At 65.8% G+C, this 20001-nt stretch carries 16 protein-coding genes; 3 read left to right on the top strand and 13 right to left on the bottom strand.

Going from position 1 to position 20001, the window contains the following annotated elements; genetic code table 11:
* Nucleotides 1-8: 8 nt before the first annotated feature.
* The 6 genes from J2X98_RS18410 to J2X98_RS18385 all read right to left on the bottom strand — a co-directional run bounded on the left by J2X98_RS18410 (nucleotide 9) and on the right by J2X98_RS18385 (nucleotide 6878).
* On the bottom strand, nucleotides 9-1103 hold the full coding sequence (locus J2X98_RS18410; protein WP_307311031.1) for an ABC transporter ATP-binding protein: 1095 nt from the start codon (nucleotides 1101-1103) through the stop codon (nucleotides 9-11).
* Nucleotides 1100-1966: an ABC transporter permease gene (locus J2X98_RS18405; RefSeq protein WP_307311028.1), complete on the bottom strand. Its 867-nt coding sequence runs from the start codon at nucleotides 1964-1966 to the stop codon at nucleotides 1100-1102. Before J2X98_RS18405 ends, J2X98_RS18410 begins: the two co-directional genes overlap by 4 nt.
* Nucleotides 1957-2712, bottom strand: a complete 756-nt coding sequence (locus tag J2X98_RS18400; RefSeq protein ID WP_307311026.1) for an ABC transporter permease — start codon at nucleotides 2710-2712, stop codon at nucleotides 1957-1959. Before J2X98_RS18400 ends, J2X98_RS18405 begins: the two co-directional genes overlap by 10 nt.
* 103 nt (nucleotides 2713-2815) lie before the next feature.
* Nucleotides 2816-4066, bottom strand: coding sequence for an ABC transporter substrate-binding protein (locus J2X98_RS18395; protein WP_307311024.1), 1251 nt, complete (start codon nucleotides 4064-4066; stop codon nucleotides 2816-2818).
* A complete protein-coding gene (locus J2X98_RS18390) occupies nucleotides 4063-5520 on the bottom strand; it encodes a hypothetical protein (protein ID WP_307311022.1) in 1458 nt (485 codons plus the stop codon). The genes J2X98_RS18395 and J2X98_RS18390 overlap by 4 nt, the downstream gene beginning before the upstream one ends.
* Before the next feature lie 608 nt (nucleotides 5521-6128).
* The gene (locus J2X98_RS18385; protein ID WP_307311020.1) at nucleotides 6129-6878 is read right to left on the bottom strand and encodes a class I SAM-dependent methyltransferase; all 750 of its coding nucleotides are present in this window, start codon (nucleotides 6876-6878) and stop codon (nucleotides 6129-6131) included.
* Between the two features lies 1 nt (nucleotide 6879).
* Here J2X98_RS18385 and J2X98_RS18380 point away from each other — a divergent pair, with 1 nt between their 5' ends.
* Entirely contained in the window at nucleotides 6880-8328 is a 1449-nt protein-coding gene (locus J2X98_RS18380) for a dihydrolipoyl dehydrogenase family protein (protein ID WP_307311017.1), read from the top strand.
* On the opposite strand, the gene J2X98_RS18375 is transcribed toward J2X98_RS18380, so the two are convergent.
* The 4 genes from J2X98_RS18375 to J2X98_RS18360 form a co-directional block, all read right to left on the bottom strand.
* A complete protein-coding gene (locus J2X98_RS18375; RefSeq protein ID WP_277798631.1) occupies nucleotides 8282-8908 on the bottom strand; it encodes a CDP-alcohol phosphatidyltransferase family protein in 627 nt (208 codons plus the stop codon). The genes J2X98_RS18380 and J2X98_RS18375 overlap by 47 nt on opposite strands.
* Nucleotides 8901-9566 carry a TVP38/TMEM64 family protein gene (locus J2X98_RS18370; RefSeq protein WP_307311015.1) on the bottom strand — a complete coding sequence of 222 codons (666 nt, stop codon included), beginning with the start codon at nucleotides 9564-9566 and terminating at the stop codon, nucleotides 8901-8903. Before J2X98_RS18370 ends, J2X98_RS18375 begins: the two co-directional genes overlap by 8 nt.
* 3 nt (nucleotides 9567-9569) lie before the next feature.
* Entirely contained in the window at nucleotides 9570-11423 is a 1854-nt protein-coding gene (locus J2X98_RS18365; protein WP_307311012.1) for a glycoside hydrolase family 15 protein, read from the bottom strand.
* 73 nt (nucleotides 11424-11496) lie between these two features.
* Nucleotides 11497-12153, bottom strand: a complete 657-nt coding sequence (locus J2X98_RS18360) for an isochorismatase family protein (RefSeq protein ID WP_307311010.1) — start codon at nucleotides 12151-12153, stop codon at nucleotides 11497-11499.
* Nucleotides 12154-13431: 1278 nt separating this feature from the next.
* Between J2X98_RS18360 and J2X98_RS18355 the strand changes: the two genes are divergently transcribed.
* Nucleotides 13432-14010 carry an NADPH-dependent FMN reductase gene (locus J2X98_RS18355; protein WP_307311008.1) on the top strand — a complete coding sequence of 193 codons (579 nt, stop codon included), beginning with the start codon at nucleotides 13432-13434 and terminating at the stop codon, nucleotides 14008-14010.
* A 252-nt stretch (nucleotides 14011-14262) separates the two neighbouring features.
* On the opposite strand, the gene J2X98_RS18350 is transcribed toward J2X98_RS18355, so the two are convergent.
* Both J2X98_RS18350 and J2X98_RS18345 read right to left on the bottom strand, forming a co-directional pair.
* Nucleotides 14263-14535, bottom strand: a complete 273-nt coding sequence (locus tag J2X98_RS18350) for a hypothetical protein (RefSeq protein ID WP_307311006.1) — start codon at nucleotides 14533-14535, stop codon at nucleotides 14263-14265.
* A 314-nt stretch (nucleotides 14536-14849) separates the two neighbouring features.
* Nucleotides 14850-15239 (bottom strand): hypothetical protein, encoded by a 390-nt coding sequence (locus tag J2X98_RS18345; protein WP_307311003.1) that lies wholly within the window; start codon nucleotides 15237-15239, stop codon nucleotides 14850-14852.
* Nucleotides 15240-15726: 487 nt separating this feature from the next.
* Here J2X98_RS18345 and J2X98_RS18340 point away from each other — a divergent pair, with 487 nt between their 5' ends.
* Nucleotides 15727-16785 (top strand): sulfite exporter TauE/SafE family protein, encoded by a 1059-nt coding sequence (locus J2X98_RS18340; RefSeq protein WP_307311001.1) that lies wholly within the window; start codon nucleotides 15727-15729, stop codon nucleotides 16783-16785.
* A gap of 434 nt (nucleotides 16786-17219) precedes the next feature.
* Here the strand turns inward: J2X98_RS18340 and J2X98_RS18335 are convergent, their stop codons facing one another.
* Entirely contained in the window at nucleotides 17220-18929 is a 1710-nt protein-coding gene (locus tag J2X98_RS18335; protein WP_307310999.1) for a permease, read from the bottom strand.
* Nucleotides 18930-20001: the final 1072 nt, after the last annotated feature.

Raw genomic sequence — 20001 nt, 5'->3', positions numbered from 1 at the left:
GTGGCGTTTCATGCCGGAACCTTCGGGGTTGGCGAAATCAGGGCAGAGGTCTCCGCTGTGGGCTGCGGGGCCACTGCTGCCAAAGCTGAAGTGGGGAGTTGGAGCCGGACCGTGTCCCCTGGTGCGGGGTGCGGGCAGGTGGTTTCTTCCGCATTGAGCGTCACACCTGCGGCTTCGACCGTCATCAGCCGCCGGGGGCCCCTGGCCCGGATCCGGGTGATTACCGCCGGCAGTCCCGGGTTGTGGTCCTCCAGGACGATGATGCGTTCGGGCCGGATGAGCAGCGTGGCTGGTCCTTCGGCCCACGGGTGGTCCGCGGGCAACGCATGGGCGCCCAAAGCGGAGTAGTGGACGCCGCCGCGGATCGTCCCCGGCACTTCATTGGTGCCTCCCATGAGGCGGCTGACCTGAAGGGAAACGGGCCGGGTGTACATTGCTTCAACGGAACTGTGCTGGAGCAGTGTTCCTTCGCTGATCAGTGCCAGCTGATCGGCTACAGCTGATGCTTCGTCCCTGTCGTGGGTGACCATGAGCACCATGGGGTTTAGTTGCTCTCGCACGTGTGAGAGCAGTTCGTGCATGGCTGAGCGGAGCTCTGGGTCCAGGGCGCTGAAGGGTTCATCCAGCAGCAGCACCGCCGGCCGCGCGGCCAGGCCGCGGGCGATGGCCACGCGCTGTTGCTGGCCTCCGGACAGACCGGTGACGGCCCGTCTGCCTGTTCCTTGCATCTGGACCAGCTCGAGAAATGATTCAGCATCCGCGCGGGCACGCCGGCGCGGAACGCCTCGGATCCTGGCTGCGAAAGCGACATTGTCAAGGACGTTCAGGTGCGGGAAGAGCAACGGCCGCTGAAAAACCATCGCCATCCCCCGGCGCTCAGGCCGGACCGTTGCGAGGTCCTGGCCGTCGAGCAGGACACTGCCGCGGTCAGGGATTTCCAGGCCCGCCACCGTCCGCAGGAGGGTGCTTTTGCCGGACCCGGATGGGCCCAGTACCGCGGTGCAGGAACCGGGCGCCAGCGACAGGCTGAACTCCTCAAGGGCCGGATGGGGGGCGCCCTTGAACGACTTTGACAGCCCCTGCACTACCAGTCCCTGCCTCATGGCCGGGCTCCCGGACGTCGTCGTCCTGTCATCCCCGCGAAAAGCAGCAGCGCCAGCGGCGGTGCCAGCGCGATGAGTGACAGCACCGCAACGATCCCGTCGTTGCCGGTCCCCGCCGCGGCGGATGCCACCAGCAGCGGTACCGTCACCAGGGAGCCGCCGCCGATGAGGACAGTGACCAGGTAGTCGCTCCATCCCACCAGGAACGCCAGGAAAGCCGCCCGGGCCAGGGCCGGTGCGATCAGGGGCAACTGGACCCGAAGGAACACCTGGCCCCGGGTGGCGCCCAGGGTGCAGGCCTCCTCCTCGAAGCCGAGGTCATGTGCCCCGAACGCCAGGCGCATGACGTAGGTCGTGTAGGGCAGGGCGTACGCGGTCAGGACCAGGACGACCCCGGCGGAGGAGGGGACCTGGAGCCGGACCAGGAGGACATTGAGCCCGAACACCGTGACGAAGGCCGGCAGCGCCAGAGGAGCGAACAACAGGGCACTGAAGAGGGCCGACCACCGGGAGGGGTGGAACGCCAGGCTCCGGGCAGCCAGGACACCCAGAGGGGTGGCCAGTGCACTGACGGCGAGGCCCAGGGCCAGTGAACCGGCAAACCCGGTGGCCGCGCCCCGGGACAGGGCGGAGTCAACGTTCTCCAGTCCCCAGTGCTGGGGCAGCGGTGCCGGATAGGACCAGCGGTCCGCGAAAACCCAGAGGCCCAGGGGCACCAGCGGCAGCACAAACCACACCGCAAGCGCTGCGGCAGTTGCTGTCCGCAGAATCCGGCCGGCGGCACGGGAGCGCGTCAGCCCGTTCCGGGCCGCGTCTTTTCGTAAGGCCTCCCGGGGGAGCCCCGGCGGCAGGGTTACCGCCACAGCGGGATCTTTCGAAGGAAGGCCAGTGCCATGAGAACTGCGCACAGGGACACCGCTGCGGTAACCACGGCGACGGCGGCCGCCTCAGGCCGGGAGGTGAGCGTCACGGAATTGTACAGGCGCAGGGCCATGACGGGCAGCGGCTCAGGATACGGCCGGCCCAGAAGCCATGCAACCTCATAGGAGCCGAAGCTGTAGATGAACGCTATGGTCCCGGAAGTCATCAGGGCGGGCAGGCTCAACGGCAGCAGCACGTGGCGGAGCCGCCCGAGCCGCCCGGCGCCCAGGAGGGCCGCTGTTTCCTCATAGTCAACGGACCGGGTCGCCAGCGTCCCGGCGAGGACGAGTCCTACGAACGCTGACTCCTTCCAGGCGTACTCAAAAATGACAGCGGCCCACCACGGACCTCCCACAAGGGGCGGCCAACGCTCTGCCGTCCCAAAGACCCTGGCCAGCAGCCCGGAATCGGCCAGCAGCAGACCCGTCGCTGCCGCGCCCACAATATGTGGAAGAGGGATGGACAGCGAGCTCATGGCCGCCACGAGCTTCCCGCACCACCTGCCCTGCATCATGATCAGCGCTGCCATGAAGCCGATCAGGCAGGCCAGGAGCGTGGACGTGCCGGCGATGGCCAGGGAGAGCCCCCCGCCCACCAGGAGGTCACCGCCGTGGGCGGTGTAGGCGGCCGTCGACAATTCCGGACGGCCAACCAGCGGCATCAACCCCAGACTCTGTGCCGTCACCATGGCTGATCCGCCAACGACAACGAAGGCGACAATCACGATAGCGGGGACTGCCAGAAGCGCCCCCGGGACGCGAGGCTTCGGCCGGGACCGGGTTATCAGGACCTCAGTTTCCGGCAAGAACATGCCTCCGCCAGGCCTCATCCAGAGCGGGCACCCAGGCAGCGGCGAGCTCCGGATTCGCGTTCTTCGACAACACCTCATAGCCGGGCACCACAGGTGAGGACGGGAGGTGGTCGAACAGGGCGCGCCCTTCGGGGCTGAGCGCACCGGGGTTCAGGACCGGGAATTGTCCCCAGATCGCGGGGTCGGCTTTTTGGGCCTGCTGCTCTTCGGACAAGGCCAGGTTGGCTACGACCATTGCGGCGGACCGGTGACCGGACGTTGAGGGTATGGCGAGGAAGCTGGCGTTTCCCACCGTTCCCTCCTCCAGGGTGAGGACTTTGGTCGTTGCCGGATATGTTCCCTCCGTCACCAGTTTCGTTAGTTCCGCCGGGCCGTAGGTCATCGTGAAATCCACCTGCCCTCCCGCGTAGAGAGCGTTCAGTTCGCTGGAGGATTTCGGGTACGTTGATCCTTCCCGCCACAGCGAGGGCTTCAGGTCCTGAAGTTCCGTCAGGAGGGCGGGGGTGAGCCTGTCAAACGCGCCCTGGTCAAAGGCCAGCCGCACCTTTGCGTAGCCCCCGGAGACGCTGTAGAGCACTTCGCGGGTAAAGACCGAGCCGGTGAAGTCCGGCGGCGCCGGATAAGTGAACCGGCCCGGGTGGGCTTTGACCCAGTCCAGCAGGCCGGCGAGGGTTTTCGGAGGATCGGGGACGGCGGCGGAGTTGTAGGCGATGGTGAACTGCGCTTTGCTCCACGGGGCTTCGCAGCCCTCCACCGGGGTGCCGAAGTCCTCTGAGAGCAGCGGGTCTGCCGGGTCGGTGAGGCTCATGTTCGGCAGCAGGGAAGTCCACCCGCAGGCCCACGCCCCGGCTTCCTTTCCGGTTCCGAAGTTGTCGCCGTTGACCCAGACGAGGTCCACTTGGCCAGCGGTGGTGCCGGACTGCTTCTCGGTCAGAACGCGGTTGAGGGCGTCTTTGGTGTCGGCTACCGGCACGCGTTCGAGCGTGACGCCTTCCTTTGCCGCGGCAGGGATGAGGTGTTCGTCCACGTAGGCGTTGCCTTGGGTGTCCCCGCCATACATCCACAGTTTGACTGTTTGTCCCTTCGCTTCGGAGGTGATCTGCTCCCAGCTCGCCGCTCCGGGCGGTTGCGCCGGGGCCGGCGGGGGCGCCGCGCAGCTGCTGAGGAACAACACCCCTGTTACGGCTGCCATAATGAGAGCCCGGCTGCCCACGGCGCGGGGTGATTTCACCGGTCGGTCCTGACTTTGGGGGTGAGGGGGAGCAGCTTGCGCAGGCCGGCGTTCTCGGCCGGGTCCAGGACCGAATGCTGGACGCATGCGGGGACCAGTTGCCCGGTTTCGGGATGGCTCATGGTGTACATGCACGCACCCAGACGTTCCTGGACCTCGCGGGTCTTCGGGTCCTCACTGGTGATGCCCTTGCCCATCAGGTCCCAGGCGGGTGCTACGTCCGCTGCATCCATGAAGTTATGGACCACGAAGGTCCGGAACGATAGTTTTCCCGCCCGTAAGGCGGCGAAGACGTGGCGCAGGCCGCCGGCGCGCGTGGCAAGACGGAACCCGAAACCAAGAATCAGGGGGATGTCGCGGGGGTGGGCCAGCAGGGCCCTGATGACTTTCAGAGCAACGATCCAGTGTGGCGTCCCGCCGAAAAACATTCCACCGAAATGGGCCAGCACCCGGTCCCGGGCGGCGAGATCCTTCGGGTCGGCCGGGTCCAGCAGCGGTGCCATCGTGTCCCCGGCCCGCAGGACCACAGCGCTGCGGTTGCAGCGCGGGTCCCCGAACTGGGCGCCCTGCCAGGGGATGGGCTGCCCGGCGCCCGCCTCGATCCGGTCCCACACCGCATCAATGGTGATGTCGGAGAAGTCCTTGCCCCATCGCCTGTCATCGCCAATGTACGCGGCGGGCTGGAAGGACAGCATGTCGAACGGCATCTTCAGTACCGCTCCGGTCACCCCGGCCACCTGATCGATATTCGCGGGGGTGACCGTCATGTTGTGGGCGAGGTAGGACCTGACGCGGTGCTCCCGGCGCAGGGCTGTGAACATCGCGGCGAACCGTTCACGGAAAGGGTTCAGTTCCTCCTCCGTCCTCGGACGGGGCGCTCCCCTGCGGCCACGCATGAGCGAATCAAAATGCCCTGCGAATGAAACCCGCCCGAACCGGGGCTTGCCGGTGTCATCGAGCGCCACGTCGAGAAGGTACTGATAGTCGAAGTCGCCATGGGTCATGGACATCGGTTCCCGCCCTGCGGCCTGCATGGCAAGCAGCGCGGCAGCGTGGTCTTCTGCTGGCAGCAGGCTCACTTCCCCGCCGATAAGCTGGGCGTGGGCGCGGGGTCCGCGGACCCGGCGGAGGAATCCGAGCTGGTCCTTCACCGCCCGCACGGTATGGCCGCCGTCGATCCGTACTTTATTCGCGTCTGCTGAGTGGTAGCACGGGGTGCAGGTCAGGTTGCACTTGGGAAAAACCCCGTGGGTTCCTTCGCATCCCACCGCCGCCCTGCCCAGCAGTTGAGCCGGGGTTTTGAGCTGCCCGGGCAACCCGGACCAGCGCCGGTCCAGGGCCTCCCGGCTCTCGGGGTGGATGGGCCGGGTCGCCAGTTCCAGGCGGCGGAATGCCGCGGCGATCTTCCCCGCAGGCCTTCCTCTCCACACCACGGCGCCCGTACGGCCGGGCATCGGAACGCTCCCACTGTCTGAGGCACGGGCTCCCGGACCCATTGGGCCGCCTTTCATCCTGCACGAAGATAGTCGTTGATACCGGACAAACCCTACGGCCCAAGGCCCGGCGGTTAAGTAACCTGGGGCACACAGGGACCGCGTATTTTTCCCCTTGCCGCTGAGCGGACAGGAGGCCAACCAGAACGGCCCCGGCAGCTCAACTCTCTGATGACACGCCGTGCAGCCGCGCCTGTCCCGCCCACGCACCGCGCACCTGGCCCCTTTCGTGGGGCGGACATGCTGCTGAGCCTCCCCCCCCCCGCAAGCAGGGTGAGTTGGTTTTGTGCCGGTCACCATGGACGTTCTTACCTCACCGGCGCAGTAGTGTTCGCCGTGCTCTTCCTTCGCCCCTTAGCCGCGTCTGACGAAGTTCATTCGTGCCTCCAGCCTCCTTCCTGCATGCTCGGTGGAAACATGCATGCTTGGGCGAAAGAGGGCCGCCGCAGGCGCAGGCCCTGGACCGAACGCACTTCTTCGGGATCTGGCATCCGGCGGAGCTGGCATGGGGTGTTCGCAGCCATCCCCGCTCCCGGGCTGGGCGGGCGTGGTCATCACGGGTCCGGTGTTTAGTTTCCGCTGCCGGCGCGCTGCACATTCCGGCGCCGGCCAATCCCTGGCAGCGTTCCGGCGCGGATCTGCAGATGTCCTGCCCGGGCGGAGGCCCGGATGACGTCGGTGCAGTCCTCCTCGACGGCCTGCCAGGGATGCGCTGTGATGTCCGCGCCGGCCACGGCGCAGGCCGCCCGGGCCAAGGGAGTGAGCAGGCGGGCCCAACTGACCGGGTCCTGCATGTCCACCACGGCGACCCGGGCATCATCGCGCAGCAGCTCCGCCGTGTTGGCCCAGGCTTTCCGCCATTCCGGCATCAATGAGAGCGCGTAGGTGGCCAGGGCGGCGTCAGAGAGCCCCTTTCCGCCCTGGCTTTGCATGACGGCACGGATGGTTGCGGGGTCCATTTCGACGGCGTCCGCCTGGATGAGAATGATGTTGTCCCATCCGGCCTTTGCGGCCCGGCGGCGCGCCTGGTCCAGCATGCGGTCGCTCCGGTCGATTCCGACAATGGTCCCCGAGGGACCTATTCTTTGCTGGAGCAGCGGAAAGTTAAGCCCGGTCCCGCAGCCCAGGTCCAGGACCTGCTGCCCGGCCGCCGGGGCCAAGCCGTTGATCCCGCGGACCCTTCCGGCCCGGTACACCGGATATTCTCCGGAAAGGGCATCGTAAAACGGCGCGAATGCTGTGTACTTGTCTGGGATAACCCACTCCTTGGCTGAATAAATGCGCAGGAAGCAGCCGGCAACGAACGTAAGGATCTTCATCATGGCATCCAGCGACGGAATGATCGACTTCCTGGTCCTCGGCGGAGGAACAGCAGGAATTGTCGGCGCCAAGACGGCCGCCGGTTTCGGTGCCAGCACCGTCCTGGTGGAGCAGGGACGCACCGGAGGGGACTGCCTCTGGACCGGCTGCGTTCCCTCCAAAACGCTCCTCTCCGCCGCCGCGCAGGCCAAAACGCTGCGGGAGCACACCGGCCGGGAAGCTGACTTCCCGGCCGTCCGGGACCGCATCGCCAACACCATTCGCACGATCGAACCCGTAGACACGCCGCAGGCCCTGGAACAGGCAGGCGTCGAAGTCCTGTCCGGCCGGATCACCTTCACCGGAGCCGGAACCGCAGCACTGGACGGACGCCCCTTACGGTTCCGGCAGGCGTTGATAGCCACCGGCGCCCAGCCTGCGGACCCCGGCGTGCCCGGGCTGGACCCGGCCCGGACCGTCACCTCCGAAACAATCTGGGACCTGACACGGCTGCCGGCCCGCCTCGCGATTCTGGGCGGCGGCCCGATTGCCTGTGAACTCGGTCAGGCCTTCGCCCGGCTCGGCTCCGAGGTCACGATGATCGTCCGCTCCCGGATCCTGGCGAAAGAAATACCGGAAGCTGTTGACATTGTGCGGGAAAGCCTCACGGCCGATGGGGTGACCATCCTGGAAAACTCCAGCGTTACCCATGCAACCAGCCCCGGGGATATACAGCTTCAATTGGCGGACGGAACGGTCGTTGGCGCCTCCATCGTGCTGCTGGCGACAGGCCGCACTCCACGGACCACGGCCCTTGGGCTCGAGCACGTCGGCGTCCGCGTGGACGGGCGCGGGCACGTGATCACTGATGCACGCATGAGGACCTCCAACCCCTTGATCTGGGCGGCAGGTGATGTCACCGCGCATCCGCAGTTCACCCATCTGGCCGGCGTCCACGCCAGCGTGGCTGCCGCCAACGCGGTGCTCGGCCTCCGGCGCCGGATCAGCACCGCGGTCCCCCGGGTCACCTACACCTCACCGGAAATCGCCACCGTCAACAGCACCGACGGCGGTGAGACCGGGAGGTCCCGGACTGTGTGGCATTCACACCTGGACCGGGCCGTCACGGAGGACAGGACCGAGGGTTTCACACGCCTGCTGGTGGGCGCGGGCGGCCGTGTTACCGGGGGCACCATCGTGGGCCCCAGGGCAGGGGAATCCCTCGCCGAGCTGTCCCTGGCTGTGCACAAGAAGCTGCGGACCTCAGACATCGCCGGTGCCACCCACGCCTACCCCACGTACTCGGACGGTGTGTGGAACGCCGCCGTGGCGGATGTCCGCGAACGCCTGGCTTCCCCGCTGACCGGTACTGCCATCAAGGTGTTGGCCAGGATCCGGCGGCTGGCCATTGACGGGGGCCGGATCAGCTCAGGGCCCGGTACCCGGCCAGGATCCGGTGGGCGGCGCTGACCCCTACCAAAACGGCCCAGACGCTTGCGGTCAGCCAGGCGATCCCGGGGAAGATCAGCCACACGCTGTGCACCACAATGGTCTCAGCCCCCTCGGCCAGTCCGCCGAGGAAGGACAGCGACCGTCCGTCATCGAGCTGGCGTCCGGTTTTCTCGGCAATGGAGGAAAACGCGAGGAACACGGCACCGTTGATGTAGTAGGCGAAGAGGACCAACAGGAACGGCAGCCACGGGGCGGCGAAGGCCGACGTGGCACCCAGCGCCACCCCGACGACAGTGGCGCCGTAGACGACGAAGTCAGCGCTGATATCCCAGAATCCGCCCCGGCCGGGATCCTCCTGCCCTGACCGGTGGCGCCTGAGACGGGCCAGCGGCCCGTCCAGGCCGTCGGCCAGCCTGCTCAGGAGCCACGCGGCCAGCGCCGGAAGCCACCATTGGGCCGCGGCCAGCCCTGCGCTGGCCAGACCCAGGACCAGGTTCAGGCCGGTCAGCCGGTCAGGGGTGACCCAGGTCCGGTCCGCTGCCGAAGCCATCCGGTCAAGGACGGGCCCGGTGTGGTGGCGCAGCAGGGCGTCAAACATTCCCTGCCCCTTTCTGCCGCCGCATGCGTGCGGCCACGACCAACCCGGCGATGGTCAGCAGGCCCAGAGCGGCCGCCGCGGACTGAACCTGCCATCCCAGCTGCGCGCCGAAGGCGCCCAGGGTCACGTAACTGAGAGTGCCCGGCAGGATTCCCACCGCTGTGCCCAGGAGATAGGGCCACCAGGAAACGGATGTCAAGCCGGCCAGGTAATTGATCGCGGTAAAGGGAAGCACCGGCACCAGCCGTACCCCGACTACCGCGGTGAAGCCTCTCCGTCGAAGAAGACCGTCCAGTTTCTCCACTCCCGCTCCCGTGAACGCCTCCACAGCGTCCCGCCCCAACCAGCGTCCCAGCCAGAAAGCAGCCGTCGCTCCCAGCAGCGCCGCGGACAACACCACCCCCGTTCCGCCGGCGAAACCAAAAACCACGCCGGCACCAATGGACAAGAGATTCTTCGGCACTGGGGAAAGCGTCAGGGCGGCATAGCCCAGGATAAAAACTCCCGCACCCCACGGCGTGCCCGTGAAATACCGCTGCAGATCATCCACCGACGGGAGGGGGAACAAAAGCACGGCCGCAGCAGCAGCGGCAATGAAAACCAGCAACCACACCAGGCGGATCAAGGCCCGGTGACGGCCCGGCAGGGACCGTGCCACCGGTTAGCCCTGCGTCCCGCGGGGCCCCGGAGGCGGGGATCCCCCGCTTTTTTCTTCTGCCCGGCTGATTGCCCAGGCAGCGTTGACCAGCCCGATATGACTGAAAGCCTGCGGGAAGTTTCCCAGCAGTTCACCACTGCCGGGGTCCGCTTCTTCTGAGAGGAGGCCAAGATCCGTCGCGAAGGCGGCTGCGGATCCAAACACGTCCCGGGCGCGTTCGAGGGACCCGGCCAGGGCGAGGGCGTGGGCGAGCCAGAACGTGCACAGCAAAAAAGTCCCTTCGGCCCCGGGCAACCCGTCTTCGACCCCATACCGGTACACCAGTCCCCGCGCATCCGTCAGATGCTCCTGGACCGCATCAATGGTTGCCAGCATCCGGGGATCATCCCCCGGCAGGAAACCAACAATGGACAGCATCAGGGCCGAGGCATCCAGGTGGTCTGAACCAAACGCCTGCGTAAACGCGTTCGCAGTTTCGCTCCAGCCCTCGCTGGTTATGGCTGCGGCTATTTCTTCGCGGGCCTGCCGCCAACGCGGAATCCTGTCAGTGGCATCCAACAGGGCGGCAAGGCTGATTGCCCGGTCCACAGCCACCCAGCACATGAGTTTCGAGTACAGGTAATGGCGGGGTGCACGGCGGAACTCCCAGATCCCGTGGTCCGGGGACTGCCACCGGTCAGCGGCCGCATCCGCGGCATCTGCAAGGAACCTGCGGGTGTCGGAGTCCATGCCGGCGAGGTATTCGGGCAGGGTCGCCGCAGCGTCCAACAGTTCCCCGTAAACGTCAAGCTGACGTTGGCGCCATGCGGCGTTGCCCACCCTGACCGGGGTGCTCGAACGCCACCCCGGCAGGTGCGGCAGTTCCCGTTCTGACAAGTCCCGCTCCCCGCCGATCCCGTACATGATCTGCAGTTCATCACCTCTGCCCAGTTGGCCCGAACCGGCCGTGGCCAGGAAACGAAAGAACTTTCCGGCCTCGTCCGGGCAGGCGGCAACCCAAAGGGCCTGCAGCGTCATGCTTGCATCCCGTATCCACGTGTAACGGTAGTCCCAGTTGCGCAGGCCTCCAACGACTTCCGGCAGGGACGTCGTGGGAGCGGCGACAATCGCCCCCGTGGGGTAGAACGTCAGCGCCTGCAGGACCCGGCCGCTGAGCGCGACCAAGTCCTGCCACGGACCGGTGTAGTTCTGGTGCATCCCCGACCAGCTCGCCCAGCCTTCAACAGTGTCCGCAAGCCGGCCCCTGATCTCCTCCTGCCCCCAGAAAGCCGGCGCAGCCTCCGAGCTCGTGGCGTGGTCCAAGGCGAAACCCCAGGTGTCACCTTTCTCCATGACGAGGCGGGACCGGGCGACGTCGCCGTCGACCGCGAACAGGACAGGCGCGGAAAGCGCGAGCACCGCCGCCCCTCCCCGCACCAGCAACCCGCCTGATTCGGGCCGGACCAACGGGCGTATAGACCCGTATTCGGGCCGGGCCACGAAGACCACGTCAAGCTCCACCGTTCCCCGCGTGCAGGAAACCACCCGCAACAGGGCCCCGGGCGACCCGGAACCTAGATCATGGCCCCTGTTCCCATCCCCAAGAGCCAGAGCATCGGTCAGGATTACTTCCCCCTCACCGGCATGAAAAGTGGTCTCGAGGACCATGCTCGGACCGACGTACCGGCGGGAGGAGGTAAAGTCGCCAACCGGACGGATCGACCAGAATCCGGCCTCCTCACCCAGAAGCCGGCCCAACACCGACGGGCTGTCGAACCGCGGAAGGCACAGCCAGTCCACCGACCCTTCAGCGCTGACCAGTGCCGCTGACCGGCAGTCAGAAAGCACCCCGTAGGCTGCGATCGGCGTGCTCGTCATTGGGCCGCCCTGACGGACAGTATCCGGGGCAGCGGAGAAACCCCGCAGGCCGGCCAACCCGGAGCGTCAGTCCTCATGACTGGGAAGCGAACTGTTCAACGGCGTCCTCGGTGGAAAGCACTGCCCCGGCAATATAGTTGAAGTTCGTCAGGGCCGCTTCATAACCGTCTCCGAGTTCGGGATGCTGCGCCGCGGCTGTCGCGTCGGCCACAACGGCAACCTCGAAACCCTGTTCAAGCAGTTCACGCAGGTGACTTTCGACGCAGAGATTCGCTGACATGCCGGCCAGGACGATCTTACTGATCCCCCGTTTCCGAAGCTGGAGCACCAGGTCATTCTGCTCCGGCCCGTACACCTTGTGCGGGCTGCAAATCACCGTCCTGCCATCGTCCAGGAAAGGCTTGAACCGGTCCAGCCAATCCGCACCGGAATCCCTGAACCCGGCCAGCTCCAGCGGCCCGGAGCGGTCAAACATCCCAATCTCATGCATCTTCTTCTCCAGCGTTCCGCCGAAATCCCATTGGTGATCGTGCGGAAAATAATAGTGCGGAGACACGAACACCCCGTAGCCGCCTGATTTAGCGGATGCCAGTAATTGCTCAATGTGATCGACGGTATGGTTTTTCTCCACGCTCTTTCCTACCAGTTCCCACGCCACACCGTCGGGGCTGAGGAAATCATTCTGTGGATCGGTCAGGACAAGTGCGGTCGTTGCGCTGTCAAACTGCATCGAATTTCTCCTCTTTCAAGCCGGATACGTGCACAGCACGCCTGCCTGATCAACCTAGGCCCCCAACTACACCCGGTCTGTAATCTGCCGCACAAAGCAATTCGCCACTCGTGCCAAAGCATCCCATCAAGGGTTGCCTTCGTGGCCGCGGCGGCCCTTTCAGCAGCCAGGCGCCGCAAAAGGGGGACCCATGCACGGGCCCTTCGTGCGTCAGGCGTATCATCGCCACCCCGGCGGGGACGGCGTGCGAAGTTCCCTGCCCGCAGTTACTGCAGGAATAGCTCGCCGAGGCCGCCCTCAGCCCTGCACGACCAGCGGGGTAATGAGCCGGGACAAACACTGTGAAGGTCAGGAACGCATCAGTGCCGCAACCCGCGCAGGTCGGGATCCGAGGGGTCAGACCCGTGACGAGGTCCCGTTGGGGTTTGCCGGGGAGCGCGGGGACTTCAGTCGACAATACAGATGCACATCCTCTTCGGATGAAAGGTTAGGTGGGTGGGTGTTTAGACAGGACTTGCAGATCACCTGCACGGGAGCCTCAGCCCAGGAATCCCGGAGGTTCCCTGGCTTCCCGGAAGATCCACCGGTCCCTCCGGCTGCGGCAGCACAACGGTGGACCCGGCGGCCAACGGAAACTCAGCTCATGCAGATGACCGCTGTGGGAGGGGCCAAAGGGAATGGGTGCGCCAGATAACCCGTTGCCGCACCCATTCGAAGCCACCTGCATCCTGATCCTGCTAAAAATTGCCTCCATAAACACAGTCTTGACCTTGCCCTGTGGAGCAAGGTCAAGAACGAATTTCCTGAGCTGAACAGGCCGCCGGCGCCCGCCCGGTATCGACTGCGGACACGAGCATCATCCCAATCAGATGAACATGCGCGGCAATCGACGGCGCGACGGCCAGTCGTACGGTAGGCCTCAGCACACCGGAGCACATCGCTAAGCGCTCTTCCTCGACCCCGGCACGAGGACTCTCATCAGCAACGGCCCTTAAGCCACCGGAACGTAACCTCACGGAAACCGCTCCTGTCCCGCAGGAACCGGCCGGGAGAGGCTCTTGACCTTCCCCCAAGGGCAGGGACCACGATAGGCGCGAGAACAAGAACAACAGAATCCCCTTGAGCGGCCCACATCGAAAGGCGCAGCAGTGAAGCAAACGGTCATGAATCACCACCGTACCGTTGCTGCTGCGGGCCTCCCGTTTCCGGAGCGGGTGCCTTTTTCGGGGAAGGGGCAGCCCCTAACTGACAGGTCAGGAACTTAAAGGAAAGGACGCAATGATGAAGGTGAAGATCGGCATCATTGCCGGAAGTACGCGCCCGGGCCGGGCAGGCCGGGCCGTAGCCGACTGGGTATACCAGCAGGCCTCCGAATGCGCAGGGGATGCGGCGTTCGAACTTATCGACGTAGCCGACTACGGGCTGCCGCTGCTCGACGAGCCGCTGCCGCCGTCGCTGGGCCAGTACAGCAATGAACACACCAAGACCTGGGCGGAAGCCATCACGGCATTTGACGGCTACATCTTCGTCACCGGCGAATACAACCATTCCGTACCGGGGGCACTGAAAAACGCCATCGACTTCCTCTATTCAGAATGGAACAACAAGTCCGCAGGTTTCGTCAGCTACGGCAGCGCTGGCGGCATCCGGGCCGTGGAACACCTGCGCCTGATCGCCGCTGAACTTCAAATGGCCGATGTCCGCGCCCAGGTCGCCCTGCCCCTGGCCAGTGAGTTCACCAACTACACCGACTTCGCCCCGACTGAACAGGCCACCCAGGCGCTCGGCCCGCTCCTTGACCAAGTGGAAGCCTGGGCCCGTGCGCTCAAGACCCTCAGGACCAAGCCGGGCGCCTGAGGGCTCCCGCTCCCGGGTTTCCCGTCCGGGGGCTTCCGTTCCCCGAGAGGCATACCAGGTACAGGGAAAGGCTCATGAAACGGCGGATACGCCCCGGAGTCTGTGGCCAGAGCCAGCTGCAGAGGCCGGGGATCCTCGCCCAGGCACCGACCGGCACTGTCGGCGTGGTTCGCTGAACAGGGCGTCCCACCGCTCAGGAAATCGTTCGCACCCGTCAAAGGGGACGTGACTTGTGAACGCGCCTGCAAAAGGTCATGAAGGCGCTGTCTCCCTGTGCCAGCGGTCATTTTCCAGCGTCGTACCGTAGGGAACATCCCTGCTGGCTTCAACGGTGAACAAGGACCTGCTCCGGCGGGTGATGAGTATTCCCCGACGGTCCCCGGCCATAGCGGCCGCACGCAGCTGCTGAACGGCGTCATCCAGGCCGTTCTGCAAGGATTCCGCGTCCTGGGCGACTACGTGGAGGACCTCGGGGGCCGGCCAGTGGGGCAGCCCGGAGTTGGGGGCGGCTGCGGTTATCGGCAACGTCTTCCTCAATCTGTTAACGTGCAGGGCCTGGCCCGCACGGCCACTACAGGTCATCCATTTCCGGCATCCGGTGGGCCGACCCTGCGCCGGACGAACCATACCGGGCCTTTGCGGCCGGGAAGCGCACAGCCCAAAACCTCCAACAGGATAAACCCTTTCCGGGAATCATTCCCCGAAATTCACCGTACGGCCCGTTTCCCTTGACAAGGGCCTCACCTCTGCGGATGTTCATCACCGGAAGCTCCTAAAGGGCCGGGAGACCTTTAGGGACTGTGCGGGGGCGCCCTTGACAGGTAGAGGCGCCAGGACGCTCACGGGCGGGCGGTCCTGTCCTGGTTCAAGGGCGTGCCGCCGGGGTGTTTCCCGGATTGTGTGAGGTCGGGCGTGGACGTGGCGCAGCAGTCGTTGACACCCGGTGTGCCGTCTACCGGTCCGGCTGCCTCAGCCGCGGCGCCCGAGGGACCACGGGCCCGGCTTCTGGCGCGGGCGCGTCGGCGCAGCGTGTAGAGGACCGCGCCGGCCAGGACCAGAACAGCGATGGCCAGGACAACAGGGGTGGCCAGGACCCCGCCGAGAAGTACGAGACCGCTTCCGGCGAGCAGCGCCGGGCCCGCGCAGCAGGTGACCGCCAGGAACACAGCCCCGATGGTGAGCAGGATCCCGCCCGGGCCCTGCCCGGGATTCAAAGGACGTTCAGACATTAAAATCTCCTAAAAACGGGTGCCGGACGTTGCCCGGGTTCCGTGGTCACCGCCCCGCGCGCGATACCGGCGATGCCGGCACGGGTGCGGGCGGGATTTTTCGTGAGAGGAACTTCCCGGGAGCGTGTGAGGGAGGGACCCATCCGCACACTGCGCCCGTGTGTTGCGGCACCGCCGCCCAGGAGTGCAACCAGGACAAGACCGGCCGCCACAGCCTCGGCCCCAGTCACCGCCACTGGATCCGGCAGCAATGCACCGATCCAGCCTAAGGCCCCGAAAACGGCCCACGCGATCAGCAGCGGCGCCCCGCAGCAGGCCAGCTGCCGCAGGACAAGAACCCAGGGCGCACGGGGACCGGGTGCGGCCCCTGTCACAAAGGTCGGCATATTCATTCCTTACCCTTCGCCCGCACGGAGTCGGCCATGGACCGGTGGCCAGCGGCTTGACCACCGGTCTAGTGCCAGTGTCATCCTTTCCCTATGGGTCAATGTCAAATTTCCCGGGCTGTCCGCGCCTGCCCGTGGCGGGTATTGACACGGTCGCCGCTCATGCTGTGTTCGGCGAAACCTTAAAATATTTCACTTCCCAAGCACGGGTTGGTGGGGGATATGTTTGGGGCATGGATTGGGGTGTGTATTGGTTCATGTTTCCCGGATGCATCCTGATCGCGGCAGTGGCGACCTTCAGCGGGATCAGCGGCGCGGCGCTGCTGACGCCGGTTTTCCTGATTGGGTTCCCGCTGATGCGTGTGCCCGAGCTGGGTACGGCGGCGGCGATTGGGACGTCGCTGTTTTTGGAAGCCGCCGGTTTCGGGGCTGGGGTGTTCAGGTATCTGCGGCTGCGGCTGGCTGATTTGTCAGCCGTCCGGTCCCTCGTAGCGCTGACGCTGCCCGCAGGTGTTCTCGGTGCGGTGCTGGGCGAGCACGTGCCGGGGCAGTGGTTGCTTATCGGCTACGGCGCGGCCATGTTGGGCGTGGCCTGGCTGATAGGTTCGACCGGCAGGAAAACCGTTGTTCGCCGCCCTGACCGGCCCTGCCCATGCCTGGTCTGTGAATCTGAATGTTCGGACCCGGAATGCGCTGGCCCGGACCGGCGCTCGGTGCGGGCCGCTGACGGTCAACGGTATGACTATTGCGCTTCCGGGATGGGTTGGCAGCGGGTTTTCTCCGGAGCCGGAGCCGTGGTGGCCGGGATGATTTCTACCGGTGTCGGCGAAGCGACGCTGCCCACGCTGGTGCGTCGGTCCCGGTTCCCGGTACCGGTCGCGGCCGCCACGTCGACCCTGGTGGTGGCCGGGACGGTGGTGGGGGCCGCCGCGACCCATTTGATCCAGCTCACCGCTTCCGGAGGCCTGGCGGCGATTCCCTGGAACCTGATTGTCTGGGCGGTGCCGGGAGCTGTTCTGGGCGCCCTGGCCGGAACCCGTCTCCAGGGGCGCGTCAGTGAAAAGCTCACGCGCCGGTTCTTCTCCATGCTGTTTGTCGGTATCGGCCTGGCATTCCTGATGGCCTTCACGGTCTTCAACGGCGCTTTCAACGCCCGCTGATCAACCTCGGCCTGGCCGTAATTCCTTGGCCCCGATGATTTTATTGATCAGGTGAAAGCCGGCAGCAGCTAAGGAAAGCCTTTCGCTGCCGCCGGCTTAGCTAAGCCTGACTGCGGGCAGGTCTTAGCCGACCTTGTCCATCGCGTGTCCGCAGCAGCATGTCGGTGCGTTCTGCCCGGCGTCACTGTCAACGGCGCCCTTGGTCACTGTCATCTCACACCCACACCCGGAATCGGGGCAACGGTACTGTTCACCTTCCTGCAAACCCATCTGACATCACCTTTCCTTTTCTCAGCATGGCGGCCGCGTTGTCACGGCCGTTGTTACATCTCCACCCTTACACCTTCCCCTGCAAGGAGAGTCAAGGGGTGTCCGGGGGTGGATAAAGGGTTGGGGAGGCCGCACGGCCTCGTGGCGGGCTGGAGAGTCCCGGTTCACCTGCCGGTAGAGGCGCTGGTGAATGCGCCCGGGTTGGCCGCGAAGGTGTCATGGCAGCCCTGGGAGCAGAAGTAGTAGGTGTTCCCGTGATGGTCGTGGGTCGCCGCCGGGCGGGCCGTGTCCACGTCCATCCCGCAGACCGGGTCCACCGCAACATTCGGGGTCTGACCGGCGTCTGATCCAATAGGGATGGTCTGTGCCGCGCTGGTGAATGCGCCCGGGTTGGCCGCGAAGGTGTCATGGCAGCCCTGGGAGCAGAAGTAGTAGGTGTTCCCGTGATGGTCGTGGGTCGCCGCCGGGCGGGCCGTGTCCACGTCCATCCCGCAGACCGGGTCCACCGCGCCATCGGGGGTCTGATTGAGTCCGTCTTCTGGCTTGCCGGCGACCCGGGCTTGGCTTGCATCCGGTGCCGGTGCTGCCGCCCCCATGGGTTCGGCGCCGGGCTGATGGATGTATTTGCCGGGGTCGTTGACGAACTTTTCGTGACACCGGTCCGAGCAGAAGTAATAGGTGTTTCCGGCGTGCACGTGGGTGGCGGGAGCGTGTGCGCGTTCTACCTGCATCCCGCACACCAGGTCCTGGGCGTATTTTTCCATCCCGCCGTAGCGTTCCCTGTTCCGGTACAGCCAGTACACGACCGCCGCGGCGGCGATGGCGATGATGTTCAGCCAGGTGGTGTAATTCCACTCGAAGGACGTGTGGGCGATCTCTGCGGGACGGGCGGGAGCGGGGATGCCCAGGGCACGGAAGAGCAGGTCAACGGCGAGCCCGGAGACGCTCATGACGGCCCAGAACGAGAAAAAGATCCGGGCGGCGATCCGGCGGCCGTAGAACTTGCCGTAAATGATGACCAGGGGCAGGGCGATGAGGTCCGCGAAGACGAACGCGACGGTCCCGCCGAAGCTTAGGCCGCCTTTGAACAGGGCCGCGGCCAGGGGAACGTTCCCGATCGAGCAGACGAAGCTGATAAACGCCACGAAGGGCCCGACGATCACGTTTTCCAGATCCGTCCAGAACCCGTGGCCGGAGAAGAAGATCACATCGTAGGCCGAGGCCGGGACGGCGACGGCGAGGATCCCGGCGACCAGGTAGCCGATGAGCAGTTCACGGCGGAGCATGCTCACGTCCGAGACAGCGTAACCGGCCGCGTCAGCCCAGCCTGCCTTCGACCGCAACCGCTGCCACAGGCGCACCCCGTGCCGCTCGGCCTCGTCCGACACATCGGGGCGGCCCTTCACAGCGGCCCGGGCGTTGAGCTGTTCCCTGGCCTGCTCGAGTTCGGCGGCGGGGAAAACACGCGGGGCGACCAGCACGAACAAGGCGATCATGATCGCCCCGCCGACGAATTCGGCCAGGGCGAACTGCCAGCCGATCAGCAGCCACAGCACGATACCCAGTTCAACCACGAGGTTCGTGGAGGCGATCATGAAGACCATCGCGGTCGTGAAGTCCGCGCCGCGCTGGAACAGCGATTTCGCCAACGCTGTCGCCGCGTAGGAGCAACTTGAGGATGCGGCGCCGAGGAACCCGGTGCGCACCACAGTCCCGGGCCGGTGATCCCCCATGGCTTTCTGCATCTCATGCCGGGACACAAAGGCCTGGACCGCCCCAGAGAGCGTGAACCCGAAAATCAGGGCCCACAAGGTGGCCCAGAACATGAAAAACGCTTCCAGGACGCTCTGCCCTGCTGTCTGCAGCACTACCATCAATCCATTCCTTCGCTGCTCGTGGTTCCCGGACTCCGGCCGGGGCCGACAGGTGTCGCGGCGCCCCCTGAACCAGCGGCCTCTGAACCGGGGGCCTGGGTGGTGTCCGGGGTCGTGATTCCGTTGGTTCTGCCACTTCGACGGCCGCGTAAACGGGCCAGTGCATGACCGATTTCCCGGATGACGAACGCGGCCCTCCCGGCAGGCCCGGCGTCACAACCTGGCAGGCCCTCAACTATCGCGCACCTCTTGGCGCTGTCCCGGCCTCCCTGCCCGGTGCTGCTGTCGCGCCGGGCAAAGGTCCTGGCAGCGGCCACGGGGACCATCAATTCTCTGCTTTGCATGATTCTGCCCTTTTCCATATGGTCCGTCTGCTTCCCGTTTTTGTCGCCGTCCGGCCCGGGCTCATGCTGGCACCAGCCCCCGGGCGCACGTACAGGCGCAAGCTGCGGGATCGCGCCGAACCATCCTAAAACTTTGCCCTTGGGGCAAAGTCAAGTCGGGGTCTGGTGTCATTTCTACCGGCCGGGGATGGGTGCGGCCCTGGACGGGGCCATCCTCCGGGGCAGGTTTTCCAGAACCGTCTGCCGGGTGCCCTGGATGCGTTTGACGGCCCTGTGGCTGCTGATGTTTAACAGGTGCGGAGATCAGCTGCAGGTGCTTGAGGCGTTGGCGTTCGGGCAGCATCGCGACAGCCGACGGGCGTCGGGTGAGCATCGCCGCCCGGTGCTCCTCGGGCAGGTCCGCCAGCGAAGCGGTCATGATCCGCACGGTGCCACCGAATTCCCCGGTTCAGGGCCAGGGCGCAGCGGGATGAGGATGAGGAAGCCGAGCGGGAAACCCAGAGGCCCCGCCAAAAGCTGTAGTAGCCGCAGCAGCTGATGCTCAACGCCCTGCCGTCGAAGATGGGAAGGAAGCCGTAGACCATCAGGGCCAGCCCGGCCCACAGCACGCCTGCTTGTCCATCATGAGGAAAGGGGTCCGGCTCACCCAGCCGGGTCTTGAGCCAGCCCCGCAGCGCGGTGAACCGGCGGGGGTGGGCGGTGATAAAGGGTTCGGGCCGGGGTTCCAG

The organism is Pseudarthrobacter enclensis (genome assembly GCF_030811655.1).
Taxonomy (GTDB): Bacteria; Actinomycetota; Actinomycetes; order Actinomycetales; family Micrococcaceae; genus Arthrobacter; species Arthrobacter enclensis_A.
This window is presented reverse-complemented; position numbering and strand designations above follow the sequence as displayed.